22 protein-coding genes are annotated in these 23,567 nt (G+C 60.0%); 14 read left to right on the top strand and 8 right to left on the bottom strand.

Annotation, left to right across the window (positions count from 1 at the left end):
- From HZ994_03265 to tsaE, 4 genes are read left to right on the top strand one after another with little or no spacing between them, the layout of a single operon-like run.
- Positions 1-843, top strand: coding sequence for a hypothetical protein (locus HZ994_03265; protein QTN31386.1), 843 nt, complete (start codon positions 1-3; stop codon positions 841-843).
- Complete coding sequence (locus HZ994_03270) at positions 840-1,325, top strand: hypothetical protein (GenBank protein ID QTN31387.1); 486 nt, start codon at positions 840-842, stop codon at positions 1,323-1,325. The genes HZ994_03265 and HZ994_03270 overlap by 4 nt, the downstream gene beginning before the upstream one ends.
- Positions 1,326-1,363: 38 nt before the next feature.
- On the top strand, positions 1,364-2,161 hold the full coding sequence (locus HZ994_03275; GenBank protein ID QTN31388.1) for a DUF3108 domain-containing protein: 798 nt from the start codon (positions 1,364-1,366) through the stop codon (positions 2,159-2,161).
- Positions 2,158-2,604 carry a tRNA (adenosine(37)-N6)-threonylcarbamoyltransferase complex ATPase subunit type 1 TsaE gene (gene tsaE, locus HZ994_03280; GenBank protein ID QTN31389.1) on the top strand — a complete coding sequence of 149 codons (447 nt, stop codon included), beginning with the start codon at positions 2,158-2,160 and terminating at the stop codon, positions 2,602-2,604. Before HZ994_03275 ends, tsaE begins: the two co-directional genes overlap by 4 nt.
- Here tsaE and HZ994_03285 read toward each other — a convergent pair.
- A complete protein-coding gene (locus HZ994_03285; protein ID QTN31390.1) occupies positions 2,594-2,737 on the bottom strand; it encodes a hypothetical protein in 144 nt (47 codons plus the stop codon). The two genes, tsaE and HZ994_03285, sit on opposite strands and share 11 nt — an antisense overlap.
- A gap of 133 nt (positions 2,738-2,870) precedes the next feature.
- Between HZ994_03285 and HZ994_03290 the strand changes: the two genes are divergently transcribed.
- A complete protein-coding gene (locus HZ994_03290; protein ID QTN31391.1) occupies positions 2,871-3,437 on the top strand; it encodes a hypothetical protein in 567 nt (188 codons plus the stop codon).
- A gap of 73 nt (positions 3,438-3,510) precedes the next feature.
- A complete protein-coding gene (locus HZ994_03295; GenBank protein ID QTN31392.1) occupies positions 3,511-4,749 on the top strand; it encodes a M48 family metallopeptidase in 1,239 nt (412 codons plus the stop codon).
- A 12-nt stretch (positions 4,750-4,761) separates the two neighbouring features.
- Here HZ994_03295 and HZ994_03300 read toward each other — a convergent pair whose 3' ends face one another.
- Positions 4,762-5,748 (bottom strand): hypothetical protein, encoded by a 987-nt coding sequence (locus tag HZ994_03300; protein ID QTN31393.1) that lies wholly within the window; start codon positions 5,746-5,748, stop codon positions 4,762-4,764.
- Between HZ994_03300 and HZ994_03305 the strand changes: the two genes are divergently transcribed.
- Together HZ994_03305 and HZ994_03310 are read left to right on the top strand one after the other, a co-directional pair.
- The gene (locus HZ994_03305) at positions 5,714-6,169 is read left to right on the top strand and encodes a GatB/YqeY domain-containing protein (protein ID QTN31394.1); all 456 of its coding nucleotides are present in this window, start codon (positions 5,714-5,716) and stop codon (positions 6,167-6,169) included. The genes HZ994_03300 and HZ994_03305 overlap by 35 nt on opposite strands.
- A gap of 49 nt (positions 6,170-6,218) precedes the next feature.
- Entirely contained in the window at positions 6,219-7,334 is a 1,116-nt protein-coding gene (locus HZ994_03310; protein QTN31395.1) for a hypothetical protein, read from the top strand.
- A gap of 25 nt (positions 7,335-7,359) precedes the next feature.
- Here the strand turns inward: HZ994_03310 and HZ994_03315 are convergent, their stop codons facing one another.
- The 4 genes from HZ994_03315 to HZ994_03330 all read right to left on the bottom strand — a co-directional run bounded on the left by HZ994_03315 (position 7,360) and on the right by HZ994_03330 (position 13,214).
- Positions 7,360-8,583, bottom strand: coding sequence for a thymidine phosphorylase (locus HZ994_03315; protein QTN34305.1), 1,224 nt, complete (start codon positions 8,581-8,583; stop codon positions 7,360-7,362).
- A gap of 42 nt (positions 8,584-8,625) precedes the next feature.
- Positions 8,626-9,477 carry an ion transporter gene (locus tag HZ994_03320; protein QTN31396.1) on the bottom strand — a complete coding sequence of 284 codons (852 nt, stop codon included), beginning with the start codon at positions 9,475-9,477 and terminating at the stop codon, positions 8,626-8,628.
- A gap of 59 nt (positions 9,478-9,536) precedes the next feature.
- A complete protein-coding gene (locus tag HZ994_03325) occupies positions 9,537-11,372 on the bottom strand; it encodes an SLC13 family permease (GenBank protein ID QTN31397.1) in 1,836 nt (611 codons plus the stop codon).
- A gap of 270 nt (positions 11,373-11,642) precedes the next feature.
- Positions 11,643-13,214, bottom strand: a complete 1,572-nt coding sequence (locus HZ994_03330; GenBank protein QTN31398.1) for a citramalate synthase — start codon at positions 13,212-13,214, stop codon at positions 11,643-11,645.
- A 171-nt stretch (positions 13,215-13,385) separates the two neighbouring features.
- On the opposite strand from HZ994_03330, the gene HZ994_03335 reads away from it, so the two are divergent.
- From HZ994_03335 to HZ994_03360, 6 genes are all read left to right on the top strand, one after another.
- Positions 13,386-14,885, top strand: coding sequence for a hypothetical protein (locus HZ994_03335; GenBank protein ID QTN31399.1), 1,500 nt, complete (start codon positions 13,386-13,388; stop codon positions 14,883-14,885).
- Between the two features lie 3 nt (positions 14,886-14,888).
- Positions 14,889-15,560: a lysophospholipid acyltransferase family protein gene (locus HZ994_03340; GenBank protein ID QTN31400.1), complete on the top strand. Its 672-nt coding sequence runs from the start codon at positions 14,889-14,891 to the stop codon at positions 15,558-15,560.
- 72 nt (positions 15,561-15,632) lie between these two features.
- Positions 15,633-15,956, top strand: a complete 324-nt coding sequence (locus HZ994_03345; GenBank protein ID QTN31401.1) for a YegP family protein — start codon at positions 15,633-15,635, stop codon at positions 15,954-15,956.
- A 175-nt stretch (positions 15,957-16,131) separates the two neighbouring features.
- The gene (locus tag HZ994_03350) at positions 16,132-16,965 is read left to right on the top strand and encodes a LysM peptidoglycan-binding domain-containing protein (GenBank protein ID QTN31402.1); all 834 of its coding nucleotides are present in this window, start codon (positions 16,132-16,134) and stop codon (positions 16,963-16,965) included.
- A 159-nt stretch (positions 16,966-17,124) separates the two neighbouring features.
- Complete coding sequence (locus tag HZ994_03355) at positions 17,125-18,606, top strand: bifunctional metallophosphatase/5'-nucleotidase (protein QTN31403.1); 1,482 nt, start codon at positions 17,125-17,127, stop codon at positions 18,604-18,606.
- Between the two features lie 103 nt (positions 18,607-18,709).
- Complete coding sequence (locus tag HZ994_03360) at positions 18,710-19,036, top strand: hypothetical protein (GenBank protein QTN31404.1); 327 nt, start codon at positions 18,710-18,712, stop codon at positions 19,034-19,036.
- Positions 19,037-19,070: 34 nt separating this feature from the next.
- On the opposite strand, the gene HZ994_03365 is transcribed toward HZ994_03360, so the two are convergent.
- Both HZ994_03365 and HZ994_03370 read right to left on the bottom strand, forming a co-directional pair.
- A complete protein-coding gene (locus tag HZ994_03365) occupies positions 19,071-19,871 on the bottom strand; it encodes a hypothetical protein (protein ID QTN31405.1) in 801 nt (266 codons plus the stop codon).
- Entirely contained in the window at positions 19,847-23,536 is a 3,690-nt protein-coding gene (locus HZ994_03370) for a hypothetical protein (protein QTN31406.1), read from the bottom strand. Before HZ994_03370 ends, HZ994_03365 begins: the two co-directional genes overlap by 25 nt.
- Positions 23,537-23,567 lie beyond the last annotated feature (31 nt).

Raw genomic sequence — 23,567 nt, forward strand, 5'->3', positions numbered from 1 at the left:
ATGAAAAACTTATCCCAGATCCTGCTCGGCTGCACCATCGCCTCATCCGCCTTCTCACAGGAAACCGCCGAGAACCCAAGCCTCAAGGATGAGGTCCAAAGAGCCATCCTCGAGTTCAACAGCCTCAAAAACAAGGGCAAGCCCGAGGAAAACGAGGTCGTCGTCATCCTGCCGCCGCCGGAGACCCCGCCCACAGAAGCTCCGGCAGCCCCCCCATCCGAGGAATCGCAAAAAAAACAGCCCGCTCCCGACGAGCCTAGACTAATCACCGGCAAGCCCCCTGCCGAACAGGCTGACCTGCGGAACGAGGAAACCCCAGTCCCTTCCGATGAACCCCCGGCAGAAAGCCCCGAATCCCCCGCCACCGCCCAATCTGAAACCCAACCCAGCCCCGAAGAAGGACAAGGCCTGCAAGTCCGCGTCGAATCCATCCGCGAGGGCACCAGCACATCCGATCCCGGCCAGGTGAAGCTCAAGGCCAGCTTCCCGGCCAAGCCCCTGAGCCCGGCACCCGACGGATGGGGTCTGGAAAAATCCGAACTCGCACCCACCTTCCTGGAGGAAATCACACTCCGCCCCGGCAAGACCATCACCCTCAGCATTCAGCCGCACATCCTCACGCCCGCTGCGGACGGCATAGGCACATTCGCTGTCGTTGAGCCGGGCTTCGCCGTCTCCGATGGATACCGGCAGACCAACACCGTCAGCGCCATCCTCGGGCAATCCGTCGCCCAGCTCGACAAGGACTCCCTTCTTCTTGGCAACGCCATCTCGGACTTGCACCAGCTGCTCTCATCCCTACCCAAGCCAGAACCACCAACGGAAGACCTTTCGAAACCATGAACCCCACTCCACCAATGCTCTGCGGCATCCTCCTTGCCGCCATGCTCGGCGCAGGCATCAGCCACCACTGGTTCGTGCAGGGCCTCGTCTCGAATTCCCAGCAAACACCTGCGGCCATCCCCCTGCCCGGAACCGGAACCAACACCAAACTGCCCCCACACACCACGCCCCCTCCCGATCTCGCCCACATGCCCCTATCCCCATCCGGCGATGCGCAGAAAGAATTCTTCCAAGGCCTGCTTGCGGAAATCCGCTCCCTGCGCAACGAGAACAGAAACCTCATCGACCAGGTGGCGGAGACCAACCGGGACATCATGAAAATGGAATTCCGCCTCGATACACCTCCGCCTCCTTCCGCCCCGCTCCCGACCTCAGAGCAAAGGGATGACAGATCCGAATTGAGCACTGGGGTGATCACCGACGATGATTTCACCGGCGTCCTGCCTCCTCGTGCCAGCCCCGTATATCCGCTCGAGGATTGAGATGCGGGCATGTGCCCGCACCCGCAAAAGGCGAACACATGAACCCCCTCATCACCCTTTTCCTAACCCTCGCCTGCGCCAGCGCCTCGCCCGCATGGGAGGCGGAGCTTTCCCCTGCGAAACCAGGTCCACACCCTCCCATCCCGCCCTGTTCACTCGCCTTCACCCTCAGTTGGAAAGGCATGCTCAAGGCCGGCCAGCTGACAATGGATTTCGCCCCAAAGGGCGTGAATAAACCCGGCTCCCTCGTCATCAAATGCTCCGCCTCCAGCCGCGGTGCCGCCGCCGCACTTTTCCCCTACCGTCACAGCTACTGGTCGGAGATCAGGCCTTCCACCCTCGCCTCGCGCTACTTCCATTCCACCGAGGAGGATTCCAAGGAAAAGGCCGTCACCACCATCCGCTACTCCCGCACAAAGGCAGATGTCACCGAGATCTCCACCGATCTGCAGACCACGGTCGCCACCGCCGAATCTTTCGCCTTCCCATACGGCTCCGCCCGCGACCTCTTTTCCGCCATCCTCTACATACGCAGCCAGAAACTCGAACCCGGCGAGCAACACACCCTCCTGCTCCTGCCTTTCAAAACCCCATACCTCCTCAAGGTACGGTGCGAGGCCAAGGAAATGCACCTCGGCCAAGACGCACTCAGGCTCTCCTTCGCACTTCACAAGATCGACAGGAAAACACTCACCCTCGGCTCATACAAGAAGCTGAAGAAACCCGTTACCGTCTGGCTCAGCGATGATGCGGACCGCTTCCCCATCGAGCTGCGGGCATCCGTTTACATCGGCGATGTCCGCGCCGTCCTCACAGGATTCTCGAAAACGCCATGACCCATTCCACAGCCGGCACACCCGAAGAAATGGCGAAGATCGGAGCCTCCTTCGCAGCCCTGGCCAAGCCGGGCAACATCTTCGGCCTGACAGGCACCCTGGGCACAGGGAAGACCCAATGGGCCAAAGGCTTTGTCGCCGCGCTGGATCCCACGGCCACCGTCAGCAGCCCGACCTTTCCCATCGTCAACGGATACAGCGGCGGCATCACGCCGATCTTCCACTTCGATTTCTACCGGCTTAAATCCGCCGCAGAACTCCTCGCCCTCGGATGGGACGAATACCTCGATCAGGAAGGCATCACCATCTGCGAGTGGGCGGACATGTTCCCGGAACTCATGCCCGAGGAAACCATCTGGATCCGTATCTCACATCTCCCGGATGGCGGGCGGAGCATTGTCAGGACCAGCCGCCCGGAAGGCGCACAGCCGATCAGTAGTTGAGCGGGTTCTGAACGGTCGTAACCGCGCTCTTCACCGTGTTCTGCGCGGTTCTCACGGCGGACATGGGGATCCCGCAGGAGCCAAGCATTCCGCCCATCACCACCAACGCACCGAACTTCAAGAGGTTTTTCATCCCGGCCAGTTTCCTCATCGCAGCCCCACCGTCAAGAAAACCTTTGCCTATCATCATCATTCCAGCAGCCGCAAAAAAGAATCCTCATTCGCGTGCATTTCCCCCGCCACGCGCTTAAATCCCCTCCGCTACCGTGTTCCGCTTCCTCATCATTCTGGCCGTCCTTCCCATCCTCGCCGCCTTTGCGGCGCGCTGGTGGTTCGGGATGCGCGTGCTTTCAGGCGCAGGCCGCAGGCAATGCTCATGCGATCTTTCCCGCTGGGAAAACGCCTTCGGAAAAACGCATCTGCCCCCTTCCAAGAACGGGGATGCCAGGATCTTTGCGGAAATGCTACGCAACGCCGCCCTGGCCGATTGGAAAACCCGCGATCCCAAGGCCGCCGCCGCCCGCGAAGGTTCCCGCCGCTTCGGCATGGCCGTCCCGCCTCTTTCCCTCATGATCGCCGTCCTTGCCATCATCGTCGGGAAGCTCCCCGTCGTCGGAGCCATAGCCATCTTCCTTTTCGCCATCGCATTTTCAGTGGTCATTTCCTACCTCAGCATCTCCCCGGAGCTGAGAGCCATACTCACCGCCGCCCGCCGCCTTCGTGACACCGGAGCCTTCCACCGCCGCGACGATGAGGACGCCGTCATCGAAGCAGCCTCAGCCCTCGTCTGGAAAGAAGGCGCCCCCCCCGTCTTCAACCTCATCCAGCGCTAAATCTCCGATCCATCATCCAGAAAGCCCAAACCCAAGCTCTTATTTGAAGCCTGAAGTTTGAAATTTGAACCTTATGACCCTCCTCATCGTCATCTCCCTTTTCCTCCTCTGGAACCTCGAATTCATCGCCACCCTTCTCAACATCAAGGCCTTCCCCTCCACTCCTCCCCGGGAGCTGGAAGGACTCATGGATCAGGAAAAACTCGAAAAGGCACGCTCCTACCTGACCACCAACTCGCGCTTCGACATCATCCGAGCCAGCTTCTCGCTCGCCCTACTCCTCGCCTTCTGGTTCCTCGGCGGATTCCCTTATTTGGATGGTCTCGCCCGATCACTCGCAGGTAGCGAAATCCTTGCCGGACTCATCTTCCTCTCCGCACTTTTCCTCGCCCAAAGCCTCATCTCCATCCCCTTCGATTTCTACGAGACCTTCGTCATCGAGGAAAAATTCGGATTCAACAAAACCACAAAAGCCCTCTTCTTCGCAGACCGTGCCAAAGGACTCGCACTCGCCGCCGCCCTCGGCCTGCCCCTCATCGCCGGAATACTCTGGATCTTCGATGCCGTCCCCCACGCATGGCTCTGGGCATGGGCATTCGTCACCGCCTTCCAGCTCATCGCCACCTTCCTGGCACCCTCGCTCATCCTGCCGCTTTTCAACAAATTCACACCCATGGAGGACGGCGAGCTGAAAAACGGCATCCAAGCCCTCGGGGAAAAATGTGGCTTCCCGCTCCAAGGCGTCTTCACCATGGACGGCTCAAAACGCTCCACCAAGGGCAACGCCTACTTCACCGGCTTCGGAAAACTCAAGAAAATCGCCCTCTTCGACACCCTCATCGCCAAGTCCACCCCACCGGAGTTGCTCGCCATCCTCGCCCACGAGATCGGCCACTTCCGCCTCGGCCACATCCGCCAGCGTCTTGTCGTGGGCATACTCCAGATGGGCTTCATCTTTTTCCTCATCGGCATCGCCGTCGATTCGGGCGGAGCCTCCGCACGCCTGCTGCACGATGCGTTTTTCGTGGAAAAAATCTCCACTCATACCGGTCTGGTTTTCTTCATCATCCTCTTGGAACCAGCCTCAAAGCTCCTCTCCATCTTGGCCAATGCATGGTCGCGCAAGCACGAGTTTGAGGCGGATGCCTACGCCTCCGCAAACACCGGCACCCCGGAAGCACTCGCCAGCGCGCTCAAGCAGCTCACGACGGATCACCTCTCCCACCCCGCCCCGCACAAGCTGCGCATCGTGCTCGACTACTCGCACCCACCCCTCCTCCAAAGACTACAGGCACTGGCAGGCGGCAAGTAGCGGGGGCATATCTCACACCACCGCGCGACTCCTCCTGTTCATCAAGAACATCAGCGGCAGGGACAGAAAGGGAGAAAGCAGCAAGCCCCCCGCCAAGCCGAGCACGAGATTCAAGGTCACGTTCGGGGAAACCGGAGCCTCGGCGATCACCGGTTCATCGTGGATGACTATGGCCTGGCTCTCTGAATTCCGGGTGATTTCCTCTGTGATCAACCGGAGTTTCAACTGCTCAAGCAAAGCCAAGTCTGTTTCATAATCACGTTTTGCATCAACATAATCCTGCTTATCAAGCGGCTCCGAAGCACCCATTGTTCTTGCGATCGTCTCCAATACCTTCCTCCGCTCCTCCACCTTGTCCTCCTGCTCCCTCACCGCCTTCTTCAGCTCATTCACCATTTTTCCGACCGACTTCGATTCGAGCTCCATCCGATAGTCCCCGTAGGCGCGGGCAACCTCCGCCGCGATGTCCCGGGCATCCTCCCTATTTGTATGGCGGACATGGATCGTGAAAAGATCCGTCCCCCTGATATTCTCCGTCCGCACAATCTGCCTCAGGATCTGAAGCGCACTTTCCCGATCCAGCCCCCACTTGTTGACGAGATCCAGCGAATCCACCACCCCCATCAGGGAGTTACGGCTTTTGATCTTGTTGAACTCGGTGGCTAGGTAATTCTGGGCGGGAGCCTGAATCCCAGCGTCCATAACCGACCTGCTAGCAGGCTTGATCTCCATCGTCAGGGAGCTCTCATACTTCTTCGGCATCACATACGTGACCACCGCCGCGACCAAGAACCCCGCCATCATCCCCACCGGAGCTATCGCAAACAAAACCCACCAGTAACGCTTGAACATTCCGCAGGCTGCCTGATCCCCCGCAGGGCGCAAGTCCGTTCCGTGCGCCGCTATCGGGTCACAGCCGCAGGGTTTTCCTTTCCTCCCGCACTCATCGTGATAGGTATCCCCCATGAGCGACACCACCACCCAGATCTCCGAGGACATCAAGACCGCGATGCGCGCGAAGGACTCCACCGCCCTCAACTCACTCCGTGCCCTCAAAGCCGCGCTTACCAACGCCGCCATCGAGAAAGGCGGGCTTGGCACGCTGCTCGACGAGCCGGAGACGCTCGCCGTCGTACGCAAGCAGATCAAGCAACGCCAGGACTCGATCGAACAGTTCGAGAAGGCAGGGCGGGCTGAGCTTGCGGAGAACGAGAAGGCGGAGATCGCCATCCTTTCCAAATACCTGCCCGCCGCGCTCTCCCCGGAGCAGATCGAGGCGATCGTCGGCCAGGCAATTTCCGAAACCGGAGCCGCCTCCAAGGCGGACATGGGAAAGGCCATGAAGCGTGCCCAGGAACTCGCGGAAGGCCGCGCGGATGGGAAGCTCCTTTCCTCTGCAGTGATGAAAGCGCTCTCCTGATCCATCTGTAGCACTTGCCATCGCCCCGGATGGGGTATCTTCTGGAAATATGTTCTGGAAACAATTTCTGCTCGCCATCCTTCTCCCGCTCACCGCCACGGCGCAGGCCATCCCCTTCTCGGAGGCCGGGCAGCATGTCGGCAAGGAAATCACCGTGACCGGAAAAGTCTCCCGCGTGAACACCATCGCGTCCGGAATGACCTTCCTGAATTTCGGCACGCGGGGCGGGGCCGGATCCTTCACCGCCGTCGCCCGCCCGGGTATCTCGGATGCTGCTACGCTAAAAGCCTTCGAGGGAAAGGAAGTCGATGTCACCGGCACCGTGGAGCTTTACAAGGGCAGCCCGCAGATTTCTCTGAAATCACTGGAGTCGATCCAACCCGCCGGAGCAACCGCACCCGCCGAGCCGACGAAGACCCCGGACAATCCGGAGCCGACAAAACCGATTGCCACAGGCTACGCGATTAGCTCATTCGAGGTGACGCTTGAGCGCGGCGAAGTCCGCGCGGCGGGCAAGACCCACTCCGGATTTGTCCCGGAAAAAACCGGTGTCTCGGTTGCGGTTCCCGAGAATTTCCAAGCCGGGGCTGGCATGAAAGTCCTCGCCGTTTTCCCGGATTTCTCCGGAGAGGAGAATCTCGAAAAACTCATCACACCCTACGCGAAGGTCGCCTGCGCCAAGGGCTGGATCGTCGTCGCCGCGCACAGCCGCTCCCCGCTCAACGAGCTCCCGCCCGCATGGTTCGCCTCCATGTTTCAGGCTGCCCTGCGCCACCTCGGCACTGACTATCCCGGCATCGCAGAAGCTCCCCTTTGCCTCGCCGGCAGCTCCATCGGCGCCGGCAGGGCGACCCTTGGCTACGGCGCCCTCGTGAAAGAAGGCTACGATGTCCGCGGGCTTTTCCTCAACTCCCTGAAGTGGGAAAACTTCGGGGAATCCATCCGCACCTTCAGCCCATCGAAGTCCAAGGTGCGCAGGACAAAGGTTTTCGTCTCACACGGCAGCAAGGATTTCATGGCCACCCCGGCGGACAGCAAGAAAGCCGCCGATGCGATCCGCAACACCGATGTGGAGGAAGTCCGCTATGAGCTCCATGAGGGCAAGGGCTTCGTCGATCCAGCCAGCCTAACCAAGGCTCTCGATTGGTTCGCAGAGGAAAAATAGCCTTCCGCCAGATCCGGGCTGGCGATCATCGGATCGAGACGGCAGCGAGAACCGTAGCTTCCGCCCGACGCGCTGCATCCTCGGATCTGGAATGGATCCTTGCGACGAGATCCCCCGCAGAGATCCGCGCACCGCACTTGGCCAGGCGGTCGAAACCGACGGCGAAATCCACCGAGTCAGCCGCCTTGGCTCTTCCGGCTCCGAGTTCCAGGGAGGCTTGGCCGATCTGCCCGGCATCCATACCGACCACCACGCCGCTTGCTGCGGCCAGTACTTCATGGATCACCGGTGCCCTGTGGATCTCCGCAAGCCTCGCCAGATCCCCTTCCTTGCCGCCCTGCCTGACAACGAGCTCCACGAATTTCGCCTTCGCAGTCCCGTCGTCGAGCATTTCCCCGAGCCGTCCGCGCGGTACCCCGGCGATCGCCTCGCTGAGATCCAGCACTATCTCCCGGAGATCCGCCGGGCCGCCGCCATCCAGGCACTCCAGCGCCTCAACCACCTCCAGGGCGTTGCCCACGGCACAACCCGTCGGCTCGCTCATTTCATGGAGCATGGCGCGAACCTCAACCCCCATCTCACGGCCCACCGCGAGCATCCCGGCGGCTAGGGTTTCCGCATCCTCAAGGTGTTTCATGAAAGCCCCGGAGCCGTACTTCACATCGAGCACCAGCCTGTCGAGCGATTCCGCCATTTTCTTCGACATGATCGATGCGGTGATGAGCGGGATGGATGGGACGGTGCCTGTCACATCGCGCAGCGCATAGAGCTTCTTGTCCGCAGGACAGAAACGCTCGGTCTGCCCCATCATCACAACCCCGAGATCGGAGAGGATTTCCCCAGCCTCGCCCATGCCTATCGCCACGCGGAAACCGGGGATGGACTCAAGCTTGTCGAGCGTGCCTCCGGTGATCCCCAGCCCGCGCCCCGACACCATGGGCACCCGGCAACCGGCGCAGGCCACAAGTGGCGCAAGCACCAGGGAGACCTTGTCGCCGATGCCGCCCGTGGAGTGCTTGTCCACCACGGCGCTTCCAGGCGGGTGGGAGAAAACATCACCGCTCTCCATCATCGCACGGGTCAGCGCCGCCGTCTCAACGGCTGTCATCCCTCTGAAAAAAACCGCCATCGCGAAGGCGGACATCTGGTAATCTGCGACAGCGCCAGAAACATAACCGTCGACCAAATCCCTGATTTCCCCGGCGGATAGTTCCTCCCCCTCCCTTTTCCGGGCGATCAATGTCGGCACGTGCATGGCAGTCTTGTAACCTCAGCGGCAGCGTTCCGCAAGCTACCCCGGGGATTTCGTGTTGCCCAGGCCGTTGCCGCAGTGTTTGCAGAAATTCGCGCCCGGATCATGCCCCACCCAGCCGCATTGGCCGCATTTCCTGCCATCCATCCGCAGCATCTCCCGCTCCCTGCCGATCTCCGTGATCACGATGCCGGCTGGCACCGCGATGATCGCAAAGCCGCTCAACATGATCATCGACGAAAGCACCTTGCCCACCACCGTCAGCGGTGCCACATCGCCGTAGCCCACCGTTGTCACTGTAACGATGGCCCAGTAAATCGACTGCGGTATGGAGCTGAAACCGGGATTGTGTGCGCCCTCGACAAGATACATCAGCGTGCCTTCGATCGAGACGAGTATGAGGATGAAAAACAGGAACACGGAGATCTTCGGCCAGCTGGAGCGCAGCGAATTGAGCAGCAGGTTCGACTGGCCGAAGTGGTGGGCCATTTTCAGCACCCGGAACATGCGCAACAACCGGAGTATGCGTATCACCATCAGGTACTGGCTGCCGGTGAAAAGCAGGGCGAGGTAGGTGGGCAGGATGGAAAGCAGATCCACGATGCCGAAAAAGCTCAGGGCATACTTCCGCTTTTTCCGCACGACGAACATCCGCACCGCATACTCGCTGGTGAAGACGATGGTGAAAACCCACTCAAGGCTGAAGAAAAGCCTGCCATGCTCGCTGCGCAGGCTTTCCACGCTGTCGAGCATCACCACCAGCACGCTCGCCCCGATCAGGACGAGAAGGGCGACATCGAAGATCTGCCCGGCCTTTGTGTCCGAGAGGAAAATGATCCTCCACAGGCGCTCACGCCAGCCGCCTTTTTCAGATTTCCCATCAGGACTCATCACGTGGTGTCGGCACCCTAGCCGGGGCGGCGGGCACGGTCGAGGGCGGAATCACCGCCTCAGAAGGGCCAGATCAAGGGAATGATGGGGCATGCCACCAACAGGCAGATCACATTCAGCGGGATGCCCACACGCAGGTAATCCGCAAAGCGGTAGCCTCCCGGGCCATAGACCATCATGTGCGTCTGGTAGCCCATCGGAAGCGCGAAGGCCGCAGAGGCCGCGACCGTGACCGCCATGATGAACGGCCGCGAATCGACGCCAAGCTCGCCCGCCAGGCGCACGACGATGGGGATCATCATCACCGCCGTTGCGTTGTTGGACAGCACCTCGGTCAGCAGCAGGGTGAAAATGAAGATCAGCCACAGCAGTGCATAAGGCAGCATTTCCCGTGCGAAAAAGCTCTCCGCCAAGCCCACGAGATTCTTTGCAAGCCACTCGGCGGTGCCGGATGATTCCATCGCCATGCCAAGGCCGAGCAATCCGTAGAGCATCATCAGCACCTGCCAGTCCACGCTGGCGTACGCCTCCCTCGGGCTCAGCACCTTTGCCCACAGCAACACCAGCGCCCCGACAAGTCCGGCGTAATGGATGGGGATGGAAGGCAAGGGCAAGCCCATCCTGCGCAGCAAATCCGTGAGCGTGACCGTCAGCACCACCCCGCCCAGAACACCCCAGGACAGCAAAACCGGCCAGCGCTCGGCAGTGGGTGCGGGCGCATCTTCCGCCTTCGTCTGGGGTGCGTCCGTCAGCACGAAATCCCGGCTTGATTTCAGCTCGGGGAGATTGTTCACCGCTGTGATGACTAGCAGCGTGTCGCCGCGCTCGATGGAGATTTCCGACATGCGGCTGGTGATGTTCAGGCCGTTGCGATGAACCGCCAGCACCACGCAATTATAGCGCTGGCGGAAATCGGAACCCGCCAGGGTCCTGCCGACGATGGATGACTCGCCCGGCACAACCAGCTCCGAGACGATCCCGTCCACCACCGAAAGTTCCTGCGCGCCGATCTCGGAAAACAGCTGCTCCGGCTTGGCCGCCCCGCCCTTGCGCCGGTGCAGCGCCACCAGGAAACGGTCGTTCCTCTCCACAGTGACATCCCTGAGCGGCATCATCAGGCGCGCTCCACGCCGCCTGATTTCCAGCACATGGATCCCCGCATCCCTGTTGCCGAGGCGGGTGTCCATGAGCCGTTGCCCGATCAGCTCCGAACCATCTCCGATGAGCAGGTGATGCAGCGGCGTCGTGCGGTGATCGATCTCCAGGCTGCCTGTGATCGAGGAGCGCGAGGGCAGCAGCTTGGGGCCGAAGGCGACGAGGTATGCGATGCCGGCAATGGCCAGCGGAATGCCCAGCGGCGCAAGCTCGAACATTGTCATCGGCTGCAGACCCATGTCCTTGAGCGTGCCGTTGACCAATAGGTTCGTGGAAGTCCCTATCAGCGTGCAGCAGCCGCCGAGTATGGAGGAATAGGAAAGCGGGATGAGCAGCTTGGACGCTGGGATATCCTTCGACCTCGCGAAACCCAGCACGACAGGCATGAGGATGGCGACGATCGCGGTGTTGTTCATCCACGCGCTGAAAAACGCCGCCACCACCGTGAAGGCCAGAACCGAGGAGCGCAGCCCGCCGTTGACCCTGCGCTGCAGCAGTCGCCCGATCTGGTCCACCGCGCCGGACTTCTCAAGAGCCCCGCCGATCACGAAAAGCGCGGCGATGGTCAGCGGTGCCTCGTTGCGAAAAACCACCGACATGTCCGCCATGCCGACCAGCCCCAGCGCCACAAGCAAGCAGAGGATCGTGATCGCAAGCACATCCGGCGGAGCCCATTCGCGGACGAAGGCGACAAGCGTCAGCAAGACCACCAACAGGGTTAATGCAATATCCTGGTTCATGTACTGCCCGTGGGCGGCGTCCCTTTCGGGCGATGCGGCGGTAAATGCAAGTCAATCCGCCGGGAAGCGTCGGCTCAATGCGCCGTCTCTTCCCCGGAGTGATCCCCATGGTCGTGCAACTTCCGGGTTTCCTCGAAGTCGTGCCTTTCACAGGCTCCGAGACCGAATGCGACAAGAATGGCGAGCAGGGCGTAACGTTTCATCGCGCCTCTCTTAGACAATCCGGTGCGAAAGGCAACCCCTGATCGCAGGATTGCTGCGTCCGGTTTGTCAGCCCTTGGCTGCCCTGCGCTGGAGGAACAGGTCGATCCCGTCAACCAGCGCGATCCAACTGGCCTCGATGATGTTTTCCGAGACCCCGACCGTGCCCCACGTCTCGCCGCCGTGGGCGGAGACGATGAGCACCCGGGTCTTCGATGCAGTCGCGTCACGGCATTCCAGGATTCGCACCTTGTAATCGACCAACGCGACTTCCGCAATTTCAGGGTAGAAGGGCAGCAAGGCTTTCCGCAGCGCGATATCCAGCGCATTCACCACGCCGTGGCCCTCCGCCACAGTGAGTTCGGTGGCGTCGTTCACGTTCACCTTCACGGTCGCCTCGCAGACCGGCCTGTGGCCATCGCGGTATTGGCGGAAGCTGGTGTGGTATTCGTTCGCCTCGAAGGGCTTTGTGTATTTCCCGAGCTCCCTGCGGATCAGCAGCTCCAGCGAACCGCCGGCCGCCTCGAAGGAGTAGCCCTCGTGCTCCAGGCGCTTGATCTCCGCGAGGATGGCCGAAGCCTCGGGCGCACCCTTTTCGATGGGCATCCCCATCTGCTCCGCCTTGAGCAGGATGTTCGACTGGCCGCTGAGTTCGGAAACCAGTATGGCCTGCTCGTTGCCGACGCTGGAAGGCACGATGTGCTCGTAGCTGCGTGCGAGCTTCTGGACGGCATTCACGTGCATCCCGCCCTTGTGCGCGAAGGCGGTGCGCCCTACGAAAGCCGCGCGGGCGAAGTGCGGGTTGTTGGAAACATCGTCCACGAAAAATGAGAGATCGCGCAGATCCTCGAGGCGAGGCACCACCTCAAGGCCCATTTTGAGCTGCAGGATGGGGATGACGGAGGTGAGGTTGCAGTTCCCGGTGCGCTCGCCATAGCCGTTCACCGTGCCCTGCACGTGGCGTGCGCCCGCCTGGACGGCGGCAATCGCATTCGCCACGCCAAGCTCGCAGTCGTTGTGCGTATGGATCCCTACAGGGATGCCGGGCAGGTGTTCCTGCACCGCTTGGCAGATCTCCGCGATCTCGCTGGGCAGCGTGCCGCCGTTCGTATCACAGAGCACCAGGCAGGACGCCCCGCCGTCGGCCGCCGCCTTGAGCGTTGCGAGGGCGTGTTCCGCGCCGTCCTTGTAGCCGTCGAAAAAATGCTCCGCGTCGTAGATCACCTCACGCCCGTTCGCCACCAGATGGGAGACCGTGTCATGGATCATCGCCTGGTTTTCCCCCACCGTCGTGCGCAGGATCTCAGTGACCTGGAGCTCCCAGCTTTTCCCGAAAATCGTCACCACCGGCGTCTCCGCATCGAGCAGAAGTTTCACCTGCGCATCTTCCTCCACCTTCACGTTCGCACGGCGGGTCGATCCGAAGGCCGCCAGCTTCGCGTTGCTGAGGGACAGCGATTTCGCCTCCCGGAAAAACTCGACATCCTTGGGGTTCGATCCCGGCCAGCCGCCCTCGATGTAATCCACCCCGAACTCGTCGAGCCGCTTCGCGATCCTGAGCTTGTCGAGGCCGGAAAGCTGGAAACCCTCACCTTGGGTGCCGTCGCGCAGGGTGGTATCGTAGATATGGACTGATTTCATAGGGCTGATGCGGGGGCGCGGAGGCTAGTTGGATCCATGTGTGGACGCAAGGCGGAAGATCGGCCATGGCGCACCCTTGGCGAAAGCCCACCGGGATTTTCTCCCCATCATCTCATGAGCGGCGGTTCGCCGTGCTTGTCAATCCCCGCGATCCGGTAAAGCCTGAGACACATGCAGTTCATCGGGATCGAGATCGCCCCAGCAGGCACGAAAGCCGTCGTGCTCGATCTCGATTCCGCCGAGACGCTGGCCGAGGCTTCCGTCTCACACTCATGGATAGACGGCCTGCCGCCCGGCTACCGCGAGCAGTATCCCGCCCGCTGGATCGAGGCCACGGACCGGGTGGTGCGCGAGTGCCTTGCCAAGCCTACCGTCGACAGGAAACAGATCGCCGCCATCGGGGTCGCCGGGCCGCAACGGGGCTTGGTGCTGCTGGATGGGGAAAACCGCATCATCCGCCCCACCAAACTGGCAGGGGACATTTCCGTCCAGAAGCAGGCGGGCGAGATCGCCCGAGCCTTCGGCGGCTCACCCGGTTTGCTGGAACTCATCGGCCAGTCCCCGCCAACAGACTCCGCAGCCGCGGAATGCCTGTGGCTCAAACAGCACGAACCCTACCACTTCCAGCGTGCAGCCAGCATGCTGACCGTCCAGGATTTCATCTCCTACTGGCTCTCCGGCGAGCGGGCGAGCGAACCCGGCAGCGCCTCCACCACCGGGCTCTTCGATATCCGCAACCGCAGGTGGTCCGCCGAGATGATCGATTTCATTGACCCCGGCCTAAGCGCCATGCTGCCGCCCATCTGCTCGCCGGATAAACCGCGCGGCCTGCTCCGCACAGCCCTTGCGAAGGACTGGGGGCTCTCCGAACTCGTCCAGATCGGCGCGGGCAGCGCCTCCCCACTGCTCTCCGCACTCTCTGCAGGATGCGTGGCGAACGGTTCGGTGGCCGTCGAGCTTGGCTCCAACGGAACCGTCATCGGCGTCGGCGCAAGCCCGGTCATCGATCTCCGGGACGAGATTTTCCCGCTCTGCAGCGCCACCGGCGATTGGCTTGGCATGGCCAGCAGCGCGAACACCTCCCTCGCCCCGGAAGTCCTCCGCCGCCACTACGGCTGGGCCATGGAGGATTACGAGAAAATGGTCGCGAGCGTATCCCCAGGTGCCGACAGCCTCCTTTTGCTCCCGTATTTCTCACCGGAATCCGTCCCGCGCCTGAGCGAGGCCTGCGGCGTGCTCCACGGCATCACCCCATCCAATTTCACCCCAGCACACCTCGCCCGGGCCACGGCGGAAGGGGTCGCGCTGAGCCTCAGCTACGCGATGAGCCGCCTGCGCGACATGGGCTTCGCCCCCCTTGAAATACGACTCACCGGCGAGGCATCCCGCAGCACCGTCATGCCGCAGCTTCTCGCCGATGCGCTCGGCACGCCTGTCGTCCCCGTCACCTCCCGCCACGGCCCGGCGGTGGGTGCGGCAATCCAGGCTTCGGTGGGATTTTTCCAGCACTGCGGGGAGTCCCTCGGATTCGGCGAAATCTGCAGCTACCTCGTGTCCGGGGATCCGGAAGGCCGCTGCAACCCGGATCCGGACAACCACGCCCTCTATCAGGACAGGATGGCCCGCCAGCAATACCTCGTCGATACGCTCCACCCCGCAGGCTTCATCTGAAACATGGCCAAATCGACGAACACCGACATCAAGGGCAACCGGATCTCCCGCCTGGCAGGCCGCCTCGCTGCCTGCCTCATGAAGCTCTGGAGCATGACCCTCCGGTACGAGGTGAACGGCACAAAAGGCGTATCAAAACCGCAGATCGGGAAGAAACCCGTCATCTTCGTCCTCTGGCACAACCGCATCTTCACCATGCCACCGGTCTGGAAAGAAACCGGCGGCAAGGGACGCCGGTCCGTCGTCCTGACCAGCGCCAGCAAGGATGGCACAACACTCGCCACCGCCATGGAAAGATTCGGCCTCGGCGCGATCCGCGGCTCCTCCTCACGGCGCGCCGTCTCCGCCCTCATCGGGATGAAAAAAGCCCTGCGCGAGGGCTTCGATGTCTGCGTCACCCCGGACGGCCCGAAGGGGCCGCGCTACCAAGTCCAGCCGGGAGTCATCAAGATCGCGCAGTCTGCGGCAGCGGAGATCATCCCCATCCACATCCGCTATGGGGGCGCATGGCGGCTCAGTTCATGGGATCGCTTTGTCATCCCAATGCCTTTCAGCAGGGTGAACATCACGTTTGGAGATCCTATGCACGTCCCCGGCGACCTGAGCCCCGAGGACTTCGAAAAAGCCCGGCTTGCCCTGCAGGAATGCCTGCTCTCCGGCAGCGACGATGCTTGATCCGGACAACTTACCCCTTGGCATCCGCTGCCGGATCACCTATCCATTTCATAACCCAAAACAAAAAACACCATGTCCTACGAACTCAAGCAAACCGCCGGCGGCAAATTCATGTTCAACCTGAAGGCAGCCAACCATCAGGTCATCCTGACCAGCCAGCTCTACGAAGGCAAAGCCTCCGCACAGTCAGGCATCGCCTCCGTCCAGAAACACGGAGCGGACGACAAGAATTTCGAGCTGAAAACCGCTTCCTCCGGCCAACCCTATTTCATCCTCAAGGCATCCAACGGCCAGACCATCGGCAAGAGTGAGATGTACAACAGCGAAGCCGCCGCCAAGAACGGCATCGCGTCGGTGAAGAAGAATTCCGCCTCCTCCAAGATCAAGGAAGCCTAACCTCGCCCGGCCTCTTTCCAACGGCTCTTCCGGCTTCCGGACGAGCCTTTTTTATGCCGTCGAAGCCCGAAAAACCTTGATCCAACCCTACGGAAGTCAGAAAATTTGAAAAAATAGTAAGGAAATCTTAAATTTTTAATTGCCGCATGAATAAAATTATGCAGAATCCCGACCCATGAAGATGACCACACGCCTTGCCTCTCTTCTCGCCCTCTTCGCCACCACCGGCCCGCTGCTTTCCGCGACCGAACTTGAGCGCCTCCGAGCCAAATGTGCGGAGCAGGAAATGCAGATCAACCAGCTGGAGCTGAAAATCGCCAGGCTCACCGACACTCCGCCACCCTCGCGCAGCGCTAGCACCGAGGACACGGCGGCTCTGGATTTCAAGCCCATCGAGAAGCCATCCACCTACACGGTGAAAGCCGGTGACAGCATTGAGCGCATCTCCCGCAACACCGGTGTTTCCGCGACCACCATCAACAGACTGAACGGCCTGAACTCCAGTTCCATCATCCATCCCGGCCAACAGATCAAGCTCCCGGGCACGACAGCCAGCGCTTCCAGTGCTCCAAGGAATTCCGCCGCGGCCACGGCAACCCGCACCCACACAGTCCAATCCGGTGAAACATACTACAAGATCTCCCGGAGATACGGCGTTTCCGTTGACGATCTCATCGCCGCGAACCCGAACGTGAACCATCGCGCCCTGCGTGTCGGCCAGAAAATCAAGGTGTCAGCTGCCGAGGAAATCGTCAGCAAGCCCACCACCAAGCCGGCTCCATCCCTTTCCTCTGCACCTTCCATCCCGATCTCCAATTACGAGGAGCCGGCCAAGAAATCTCGTGCCCCGGAGCTTCCCGTCCGCATCGACAAGGAGATCACCTACGGGGAGTTTGCCAGGATACACAACACCACGACAAGCCGCCTCGATGAACTCAACGGCCTCGAGCTAGACCCTTCCACTGTCCTCGCTCAGGGCTCCGAGCTGTATCTACCCGCCCAGCCATAAGCGTTCAGCAGGAGCCCGGGGACAGACAGCCCCAAGATGGAACAACCCGCCAGGAGCTTGGCTTCTGGCGGGTTGTTCATTTCAGACGAAATTGATCCGGCTCCGGATCCGCCAGCCTTCCCCCTTGGAATCCGCGATTCCCACGCTATCGTTCTATCCATGCCGACCGATCTTTCCCGCCGCCATTTCATAGCCACCGGTGCCGCATGGGCTGCGGGCAGGGCGCTGGCAGGTGCAGCGACCGCGCAGGACCACAGGACGATCTCCATTATCCACACCACCGATCTCCACGGCCATATCCTGCCGACGCAAACCTACTCCGGGCAGGAGGATCTCGGCGGCTTCGCGAGATGTGCGACGCAGATCCGACTCTGGAGAAAGCAGAACCCAGATTCCTTGCTCGTCGACGTCGGAGACCTCTACCAGGGCACCGCCGCATCCTTCCACAACGAAGGCCGCCTCTTCGTCGATCTGCTTGCAAACTTCGGATACGATGCCTGGACACTTGGCAACCACGACTTCGACTGGGGCCCGGAGGTTTTGGAAAACAATATCAAGGCGGCAAAGATCCCCATCCTCACCGCGAACATCAACGGTGCGCCGGAAAAGGTCATCCCGTGGCGGATGCGCGAGGTTGGAGGTTTTAAGATCGCCCTGATCGGCCTCGTCACCCCCGGCCTGCCCTTCTGGCTGATGCCGGAAACCCTCGGCGGATTCGCAGCGACGGATCCGGTGCTCGCTTTGAAAAAATCCATCGCTCAGGCACGCTCCGCAAAGGCGGACGCCATCGTCGTGCTAGGCCACTACGGCCAGCTCAAGGAGGATGATTTCGCAAACCCCCTCCGCCACACCCTCACCGAGGCACCCGGCGCGGACATCTTTATTGCCGGCCACACCCACAAGCACATCCCATCGCTGGAGATCGGCGGCACGCTCTACACCCAGGCGAACTACTTCGGCATCCACTGCGGGAAAGTCGATCTCACCTTCGATGTGCATACACGCAAGCTCATCGCGAAAACCGCGGTCACGGAATACATGGACAAGCGCTTCGATCTCGATCCCGGCGTGATCAACCTTTCCCAGCCGGAGCTGAAAACAGCGGAGGAACAGCTCGCCCGTGTCCTCACCACGCTCAAAGAACCCATCCCCGGCAAGAAACGCGATAGCCCCCTGGCCCGCCTGCTCTGCCAGAGCATTTCCGATGCCCTGCGCCGCAACAAAACCCCGGCAGACGCCATCTTCCACGGCACCTTTGGCACCCCGGAGATCCCCGCAGGCCCCGTCACGGTGGCAGATGCATGGGAGATCCTGCCTTACGAAAACACCCTCGTCACCGCCACCATCACTCCAGCTCAGTTGTTGGAAATCATCGCGGAGGACAGGAAAACTTACTCGGACAGAACCCTGTGGCCGTATGAGATCGTTTGGGAAAAACGCACGCCCGTCCGCATCCTCAACGAGGGCAAAGACCTCCCCGCAGACAAGCCGGTCACCATCGCATTCAACTCCTACGACTCCCAGTCCGGCGGGCGGAAACTCATGCGCCTCCGGGAGATCGTTTACCTGCCTTCCTCAAATCGGCAGGCCATCGATATCAACACCCGCGACGCGCTTATCGAAAGCCTGCTGAATTCATAACTCCGTCAATGTCACATTTCCGTCACGAAAACGCCTTCTCGACAAAGCACCCGGCATGTAGGAATATTTCCTTAGTCCCGCGAACCCAAACAAGCAACCAGCCATGATCAAATCCATTTTCACAGGCGGCATCGCCCCGCTGCTTCTCGTTTCCTGCGGTGCCATGGAGTCCATGAAATCCACGGCATCCAACGCCACCAAGGGTATCAGCCAATTCTCACTTTCAGACCTCCGTCCATCCAAGATCGATGTCGTGGAAGTTCGCGAGAAAGACCTCAAGGAAATGCCCCTCGGCAAAGATCGCGCACTCGCCTACGAGCGCAAGAAGTCCTTTTGGGCATCCTTTACTGGCACCTTCAAGGAACCCTCCCTCCCCGCCATCGACGACAGCGAGATCGACGGCTCCCTGCTCCCGCCCAAGCCGCTCTGATTTACAACGAGCGATCGGATACCGGAAATCCCACTCAGCTTTCAGGCTGGGTAGTCGCCACTGGCACGGGAAACAGGATTTTGTGTTTTTTGATATTTCCGGGACGGGTGCCGCTATTGAACACGCATATCTCCCGGCGGGTAGGGCGCAGCACCACTGTCGAGGCGCTGAGTATCTTCCACTGCTTTTGCCCGGCATGGTAGAACTCATACATGACAGGGGTGTTCGTCGGCTTGGCTAGGGCGGGAGCCTGGTAGATATCCGACTTCCCAGGAGCGACCGTTACCGTATCGCGCCCGAACTTGGCGCGTATGTTCGTATCGCTCAGGTTTATAAAAAGCCTATCCCCTCCCTTGAAGTCCGCCAGATTCTGCACCTTGGCTAGGAAAACAAGATCCCCCTGAGGCTCTGGCAAAGGCGCCAGCAATACCAGCGCTTCGCGAACACCTTCGGGGATTTTCGCCTCGGCGAGGATCAGATACTTCGTCTCCCCGGGCTTCTCGGGATCAGGGATGCCGCGAACCATGCGAAGAATGCCATCTGCAGGGATCTCCACTGGATCGCTCGTCATGTAACTGGGTAGCAGGATCTCTGTGATTTCCTTTTCCCCGGCCACCTTGATCGGATTTTCAACGCCCTCCGGCATGGGCGCGATACAGGCAAACCACGCAGAACGCGCAGGCTTCTTCGGCTTCCCGGCATCCGCAGATCTCTCCTGCCCGGCCAAAGGGAGGATACTGGCTAAAAATAAAAATGCGTAGCGTGTGGCTTTTCTCATGAACATGTCAGGACTGGATTTAAGACAAGTTTTCAGATCTCCAATCCGTTGAGCCAACGGAAACTCTCGATCTCGAATTTTCTACCAAAACGGCGGTTAGTTGTTGTCAGCGCACTGTTGGCTGATTCTGAAAACACCCCAGTGCCATCGATTTCGCGTGATGGGGTTTCTGGATCGTTTGTCCTATCGCAATACTCCGGCACCCGTTGCACGATCGCCTCGCACCAGGCACGGGCGAGGATCTTGCCATTCGGGTCGATGGCATCCCCGTAGGCGCGTATGCGGAAGGTGTCGTCGCGCACCGAGAGGGTGTTGGCGATGGGTTTGAGGATATCCGTCTGGATGACATACCCAGGGATACCCGCGAATCGGGAGCCAACTGCGGCGTCAGGCGTCGAGAACGCATGGCTGCCAAGATCGCTTTCCTTGAGCATGAAGTCAGGGGAACTTTTGAAAGGGTAATTGATGGAACCCGCCTCCGGGCTTCCATCATCGTAGTCAATGGCGGATTGCAAAGCCCCCAGCGTGCCCAACTTGTCATCGGAAAGACGGCGGTTGATGAACTCGGAAAAATTCAGGAAGGGGCCGCGCTGCTTCACCTGTTTCACACATTCCTCGGCGAGTTTGCGCAGTTGCCCGTCATCCAGGAAACGCACACCAGACCAGGCCTGCATACCATCGTCGCGGGTGACTCCGAATTCAGGATCGTTGCCTTCCTTGTCTGTCGTCGCTGTGTTGAAACGCGAAACGGCGATACGTTTACCCGCTGGTATGCTGACGGGCCGCAATGTCCCGCTCGCATCCCGATACACCACCTGACGCTCACGGATACCTGCAAAGAGGGCATTCCACGCATCCACAGAAGTGCTATTCACGTTGAACATACCCTCAACCATCATGTGTTTCGCCGCCTTTAGGTAGCCATCGGCGGCCTCCAGCTCCGCCTTCACCGCAGGAGCAGAATCCCCTCCCGAATGATATTTGTAGCGGGCGTTCGCCACATCATCCCCGTTTACGAGTCTCTGCAAATTGTCACCAAGGCTGCTGCTAACAGATGCACCGGGCCGCGTCTGATCCGCCAAGGAGGAGACGAAATAATCGTCCCACAGCGCATCGTTGAGTAAGAGGACATGATCCCAATAATCGCAGTAGGCCTTGGTGTCGGTTGCGGTATGCCCCGCATTGAGATTATTCCTGTCTTTCAAATCCATGCTGATGGAATTGTTAAGGAACTGATAGACCTCGCGGCGTGGGATCATCGGATGAAGGAAAGAGTTGCCGATCCCGGGACCGGTGACACCGCTTCGGTAGGCGGTTGCCTTCGCCTCTGCCATGTAGAGAGAACGGCCTGTCAAATCAGTCGTTCCGCCACTTGGATGAAATCCTTTCTTCCATTCCGGATTGAGTGTTCCGGGTTCGACCCAGCCCGGTTCGATCCGCATTGTCGAAAAACCAGCAAGACTGCCGATAGGAGCCGTCGGCAGCTCAAGGCTTGGCACGGCGGTGACACGTTCCTCATTGCTCAAGAGCGCACTGCGCCCCACGTGTTGGATGATGTCATCCACATCCTTTCCTGCTCCGAGCAAAGAGCCAAACCGGAACTCATAGGGAGAATCAGTCCTTTGGGTGTTTCCGGTTTTCGCATCCTCAGACATGTAGAGGCCTTTTCCCAAATAGAACGGGGGCGCTTGAATCCAATTGCGGCAGCGCCAGTCCTGCTCCCAACTGATCGTGTCATAAGTGTGGTCATAAATTCCTTTAGGCACCAACTGCATGTAGCCGACCGGAAGCAGAGCATTGTCAAAAACCCATGGGGCAGGGCTGCTTTGCGGAGTAATTGGCGCGAAATATTGCGATGTACTCAACCAATCGACATGATCATTGAAGCGCAGCGACAACCTGGGATGTGGCTCGCCGGTAGGTGACCAGAACCGATAAGTCACGAAAGACGCGGGCGTGTTTCCATGTTGGTAGTTGAACATGTGGTAGATCTTGTGCCCGAAGGTGATGCCAAATTTGGGATTATCCGCACTGGTAAAATCCTTATTCGGTATTCCGTTGTTATATGGCAGGCCACCGAAGGATTGGGGATCGAATCCAGGGGGCATGGGCAGCAGGTAGTCACCTCCGATCGTTTCTCCTTTGGCGGAAAAAATCCGGAACTCACCTGGATTAAAGACGAGATCCGCCCCGTCATTGGAAATGATCTTCAGCATTTCGTCGTTGAACCTCATCATGATGTCGTCCGTCGTAAGGGTGCTGCCGGTAAAAAACTTTCCACGCATCGGTTGTGCCAGTTCCAGATAGGTTCTCGAAGACAGCGTGGCACTGGGAAGGCGCATCTCCACATTGTAGGGATTCCAATAAACCATAATTGGTGACATCACGTACCGCAGTCTGTGCTTGCCTGGAATTTTGGCCGCATCGGTCTTCAGGCTGAAGATATAGGTAAGATGGCTTAGGATCGGGAATCTTGCGTAAGAATCCTGGCTTTGCCATGCTGATGAAATCCCGATATTGCAGCCGGTCCAAGGTTTGCTGCCATCCCAATTGAGACCCGCTGTCCCGGCGGTTCCGCCTTCCTCGAATTTCAACGCAATCGCATCGCTGTCCTGCCGGTACATCCGGTAGAAATGCCGCATGCGTGTCCATGACGCGAATTGGCGCTCATAGAGAACGGCTTTGTTGGCGATGTCGGGGCTCATCGGGCGGATGGATGGCTCACGGACGTCGCCGGGATCGAATCGATAGGGCTCAGGCAATGCCGATTTCCCTTTCTCGAAAAGCAGGCTTAGATCCTTTTTAAGGTGCCCGGTGCGCACACTGGCGAGCACGCCCTGGCTTCTTGCCGTCAAGTCGAAGAAATACTCCCCCACCACATCCTCATTGATGCCTGCCGCACCAAGCGAGCGGCGAGTGATGAGCTTGTTGCCTAGCAAAGGATTGGAATCAAGTGCGCCAAGACCCGGAAGGATACCCACGCCGACCTCTGCCGTGTCTCCGCTGGAATTTTCCCACCTGTCCATGCTCAACGCACGCGGTTGCTTGGCCAAATCAATCCTAGCCTTGTGGTTCTCCGGGCCAATCCACCAGGCGCTGCGTCCTTTTCCGCCTATATCGTTCAGGTAAGCTCGAGTGACCTTTTCCGGACTACTTGCGGCCGCAGGCCCAAGGCTACCCTCGCCCACCAGCACTACCGAGTTGCTGTCGTTCCATCCGCTCGGATTGAGCGGCGCATTCACCTCATCCGACATGCCATCCGGCATCGAGAGCAGCCACCTGCGGAACATTTTTTCCCGCTTTGGCGAGTATGTATCCCCGATGAGCAGCGATTCACCGGTTTCCGGATGTTTGTAGGGTGCATTGAGCCAGCCGCCCCATGAATCGTAGCTGGCCAGCCAGTTCGGCTGGCTGACTCCCTCGATAGCCTCGGTGCCTGGGTTTTGGTCGAAGATAGCCGCCTTGGCGCTCACCCGCATGTCCGGCCCCATCTCTTTCTGAAGCTCGCCGATAGCGATTTGCAGAGCCATTCTGGCGTTGGCCCGCGCCTCATTCATCGAGTCCTGCCTGCCGCTTGTGCGGAGGGTCAGAGCGGAGAGGCTCAGCATCCCCAAAGCGAGAATACCGAGCAACACCATGAGCATCAGAGCACTGACGAGGGCAAAACCGCTCCGCTTGCGATACCGAAGCCTGCTGGATGAATCCGGTGGGTAGTATCTCATTTGTATCTACCGTGCAGGGCCACACCATCGC

The sequence above is a fragment of the Akkermansiaceae bacterium genome, from assembly GCA_017798145.1.
GTDB lineage: Bacteria > Verrucomicrobiota > Verrucomicrobiia > Verrucomicrobiales > Akkermansiaceae > Luteolibacter.

Bases quoted from the DNA above. Each gene is read 5' to 3' on its own strand.
- HZ994_03265 (QTN31386.1), top strand. From the start codon at position 1: ATGAAAAACTTATCCCAGATCCTGCTCGGCTGCACCATCGCCTCATCC.
- HZ994_03270 (QTN31387.1), top strand. From the start codon at position 840: ATGAACCCCACTCCACCAATGCTCTGCGGCATCCTCCTTGCCGCCATG.
- HZ994_03275 (QTN31388.1), top strand. From the start codon at position 1,364: ATGAACCCCCTCATCACCCTTTTCCTAACCCTCGCCTGCGCCAGCGCC.
- tsaE (QTN31389.1), top strand. From the start codon at position 2,158: ATGACCCATTCCACAGCCGGCACACCCGAAGAAATGGCGAAGATCGGA.
- HZ994_03285 (QTN31390.1), bottom strand. From the start codon at position 2,737: ATGAAAAACCTCTTGAAGTTCGGTGCGTTGGTGGTGATGGGCGGAATG.
- HZ994_03295 (QTN31392.1), top strand. From the start codon at position 3,511: ATGACCCTCCTCATCGTCATCTCCCTTTTCCTCCTCTGGAACCTCGAA.
- HZ994_03305 (QTN31394.1), top strand. From the start codon at position 5,714: ATGAGCGACACCACCACCCAGATCTCCGAGGACATCAAGACCGCGATG.
- HZ994_03300 (QTN31393.1), bottom strand. From the start codon at position 5,748: ATGTCCTCGGAGATCTGGGTGGTGGTGTCGCTCATGGGGGATACCTAT.
- HZ994_03310 (QTN31395.1), top strand. From the start codon at position 6,219: ATGTTCTGGAAACAATTTCTGCTCGCCATCCTTCTCCCGCTCACCGCC.
- HZ994_03320 (QTN31396.1), bottom strand. From the start codon at position 9,477: ATGAGTCCTGATGGGAAATCTGAAAAAGGCGGCTGGCGTGAGCGCCTG.
- HZ994_03325 (QTN31397.1), bottom strand. From the start codon at position 11,372: ATGAACCAGGATATTGCATTAACCCTGTTGGTGGTCTTGCTGACGCTT.
- HZ994_03330 (QTN31398.1), bottom strand. From the start codon at position 13,214: ATGAAATCAGTCCATATCTACGATACCACCCTGCGCGACGGCACCCAA.
- HZ994_03335 (QTN31399.1), top strand. From the start codon at position 13,386: ATGCAGTTCATCGGGATCGAGATCGCCCCAGCAGGCACGAAAGCCGTC.
- HZ994_03340 (QTN31400.1), top strand. From the start codon at position 14,889: ATGGCCAAATCGACGAACACCGACATCAAGGGCAACCGGATCTCCCGC.
- HZ994_03345 (QTN31401.1), top strand. From the start codon at position 15,633: ATGTCCTACGAACTCAAGCAAACCGCCGGCGGCAAATTCATGTTCAAC.
- HZ994_03350 (QTN31402.1), top strand. From the start codon at position 16,132: ATGAAGATGACCACACGCCTTGCCTCTCTTCTCGCCCTCTTCGCCACC.
- HZ994_03355 (QTN31403.1), top strand. From the start codon at position 17,125: ATGCCGACCGATCTTTCCCGCCGCCATTTCATAGCCACCGGTGCCGCA.
- HZ994_03360 (QTN31404.1), top strand. From the start codon at position 18,710: ATGATCAAATCCATTTTCACAGGCGGCATCGCCCCGCTGCTTCTCGTT.
- HZ994_03370 (QTN31406.1), bottom strand. From the start codon at position 23,536: ATGAGATACTACCCACCGGATTCATCCAGCAGGCTTCGGTATCGCAAG.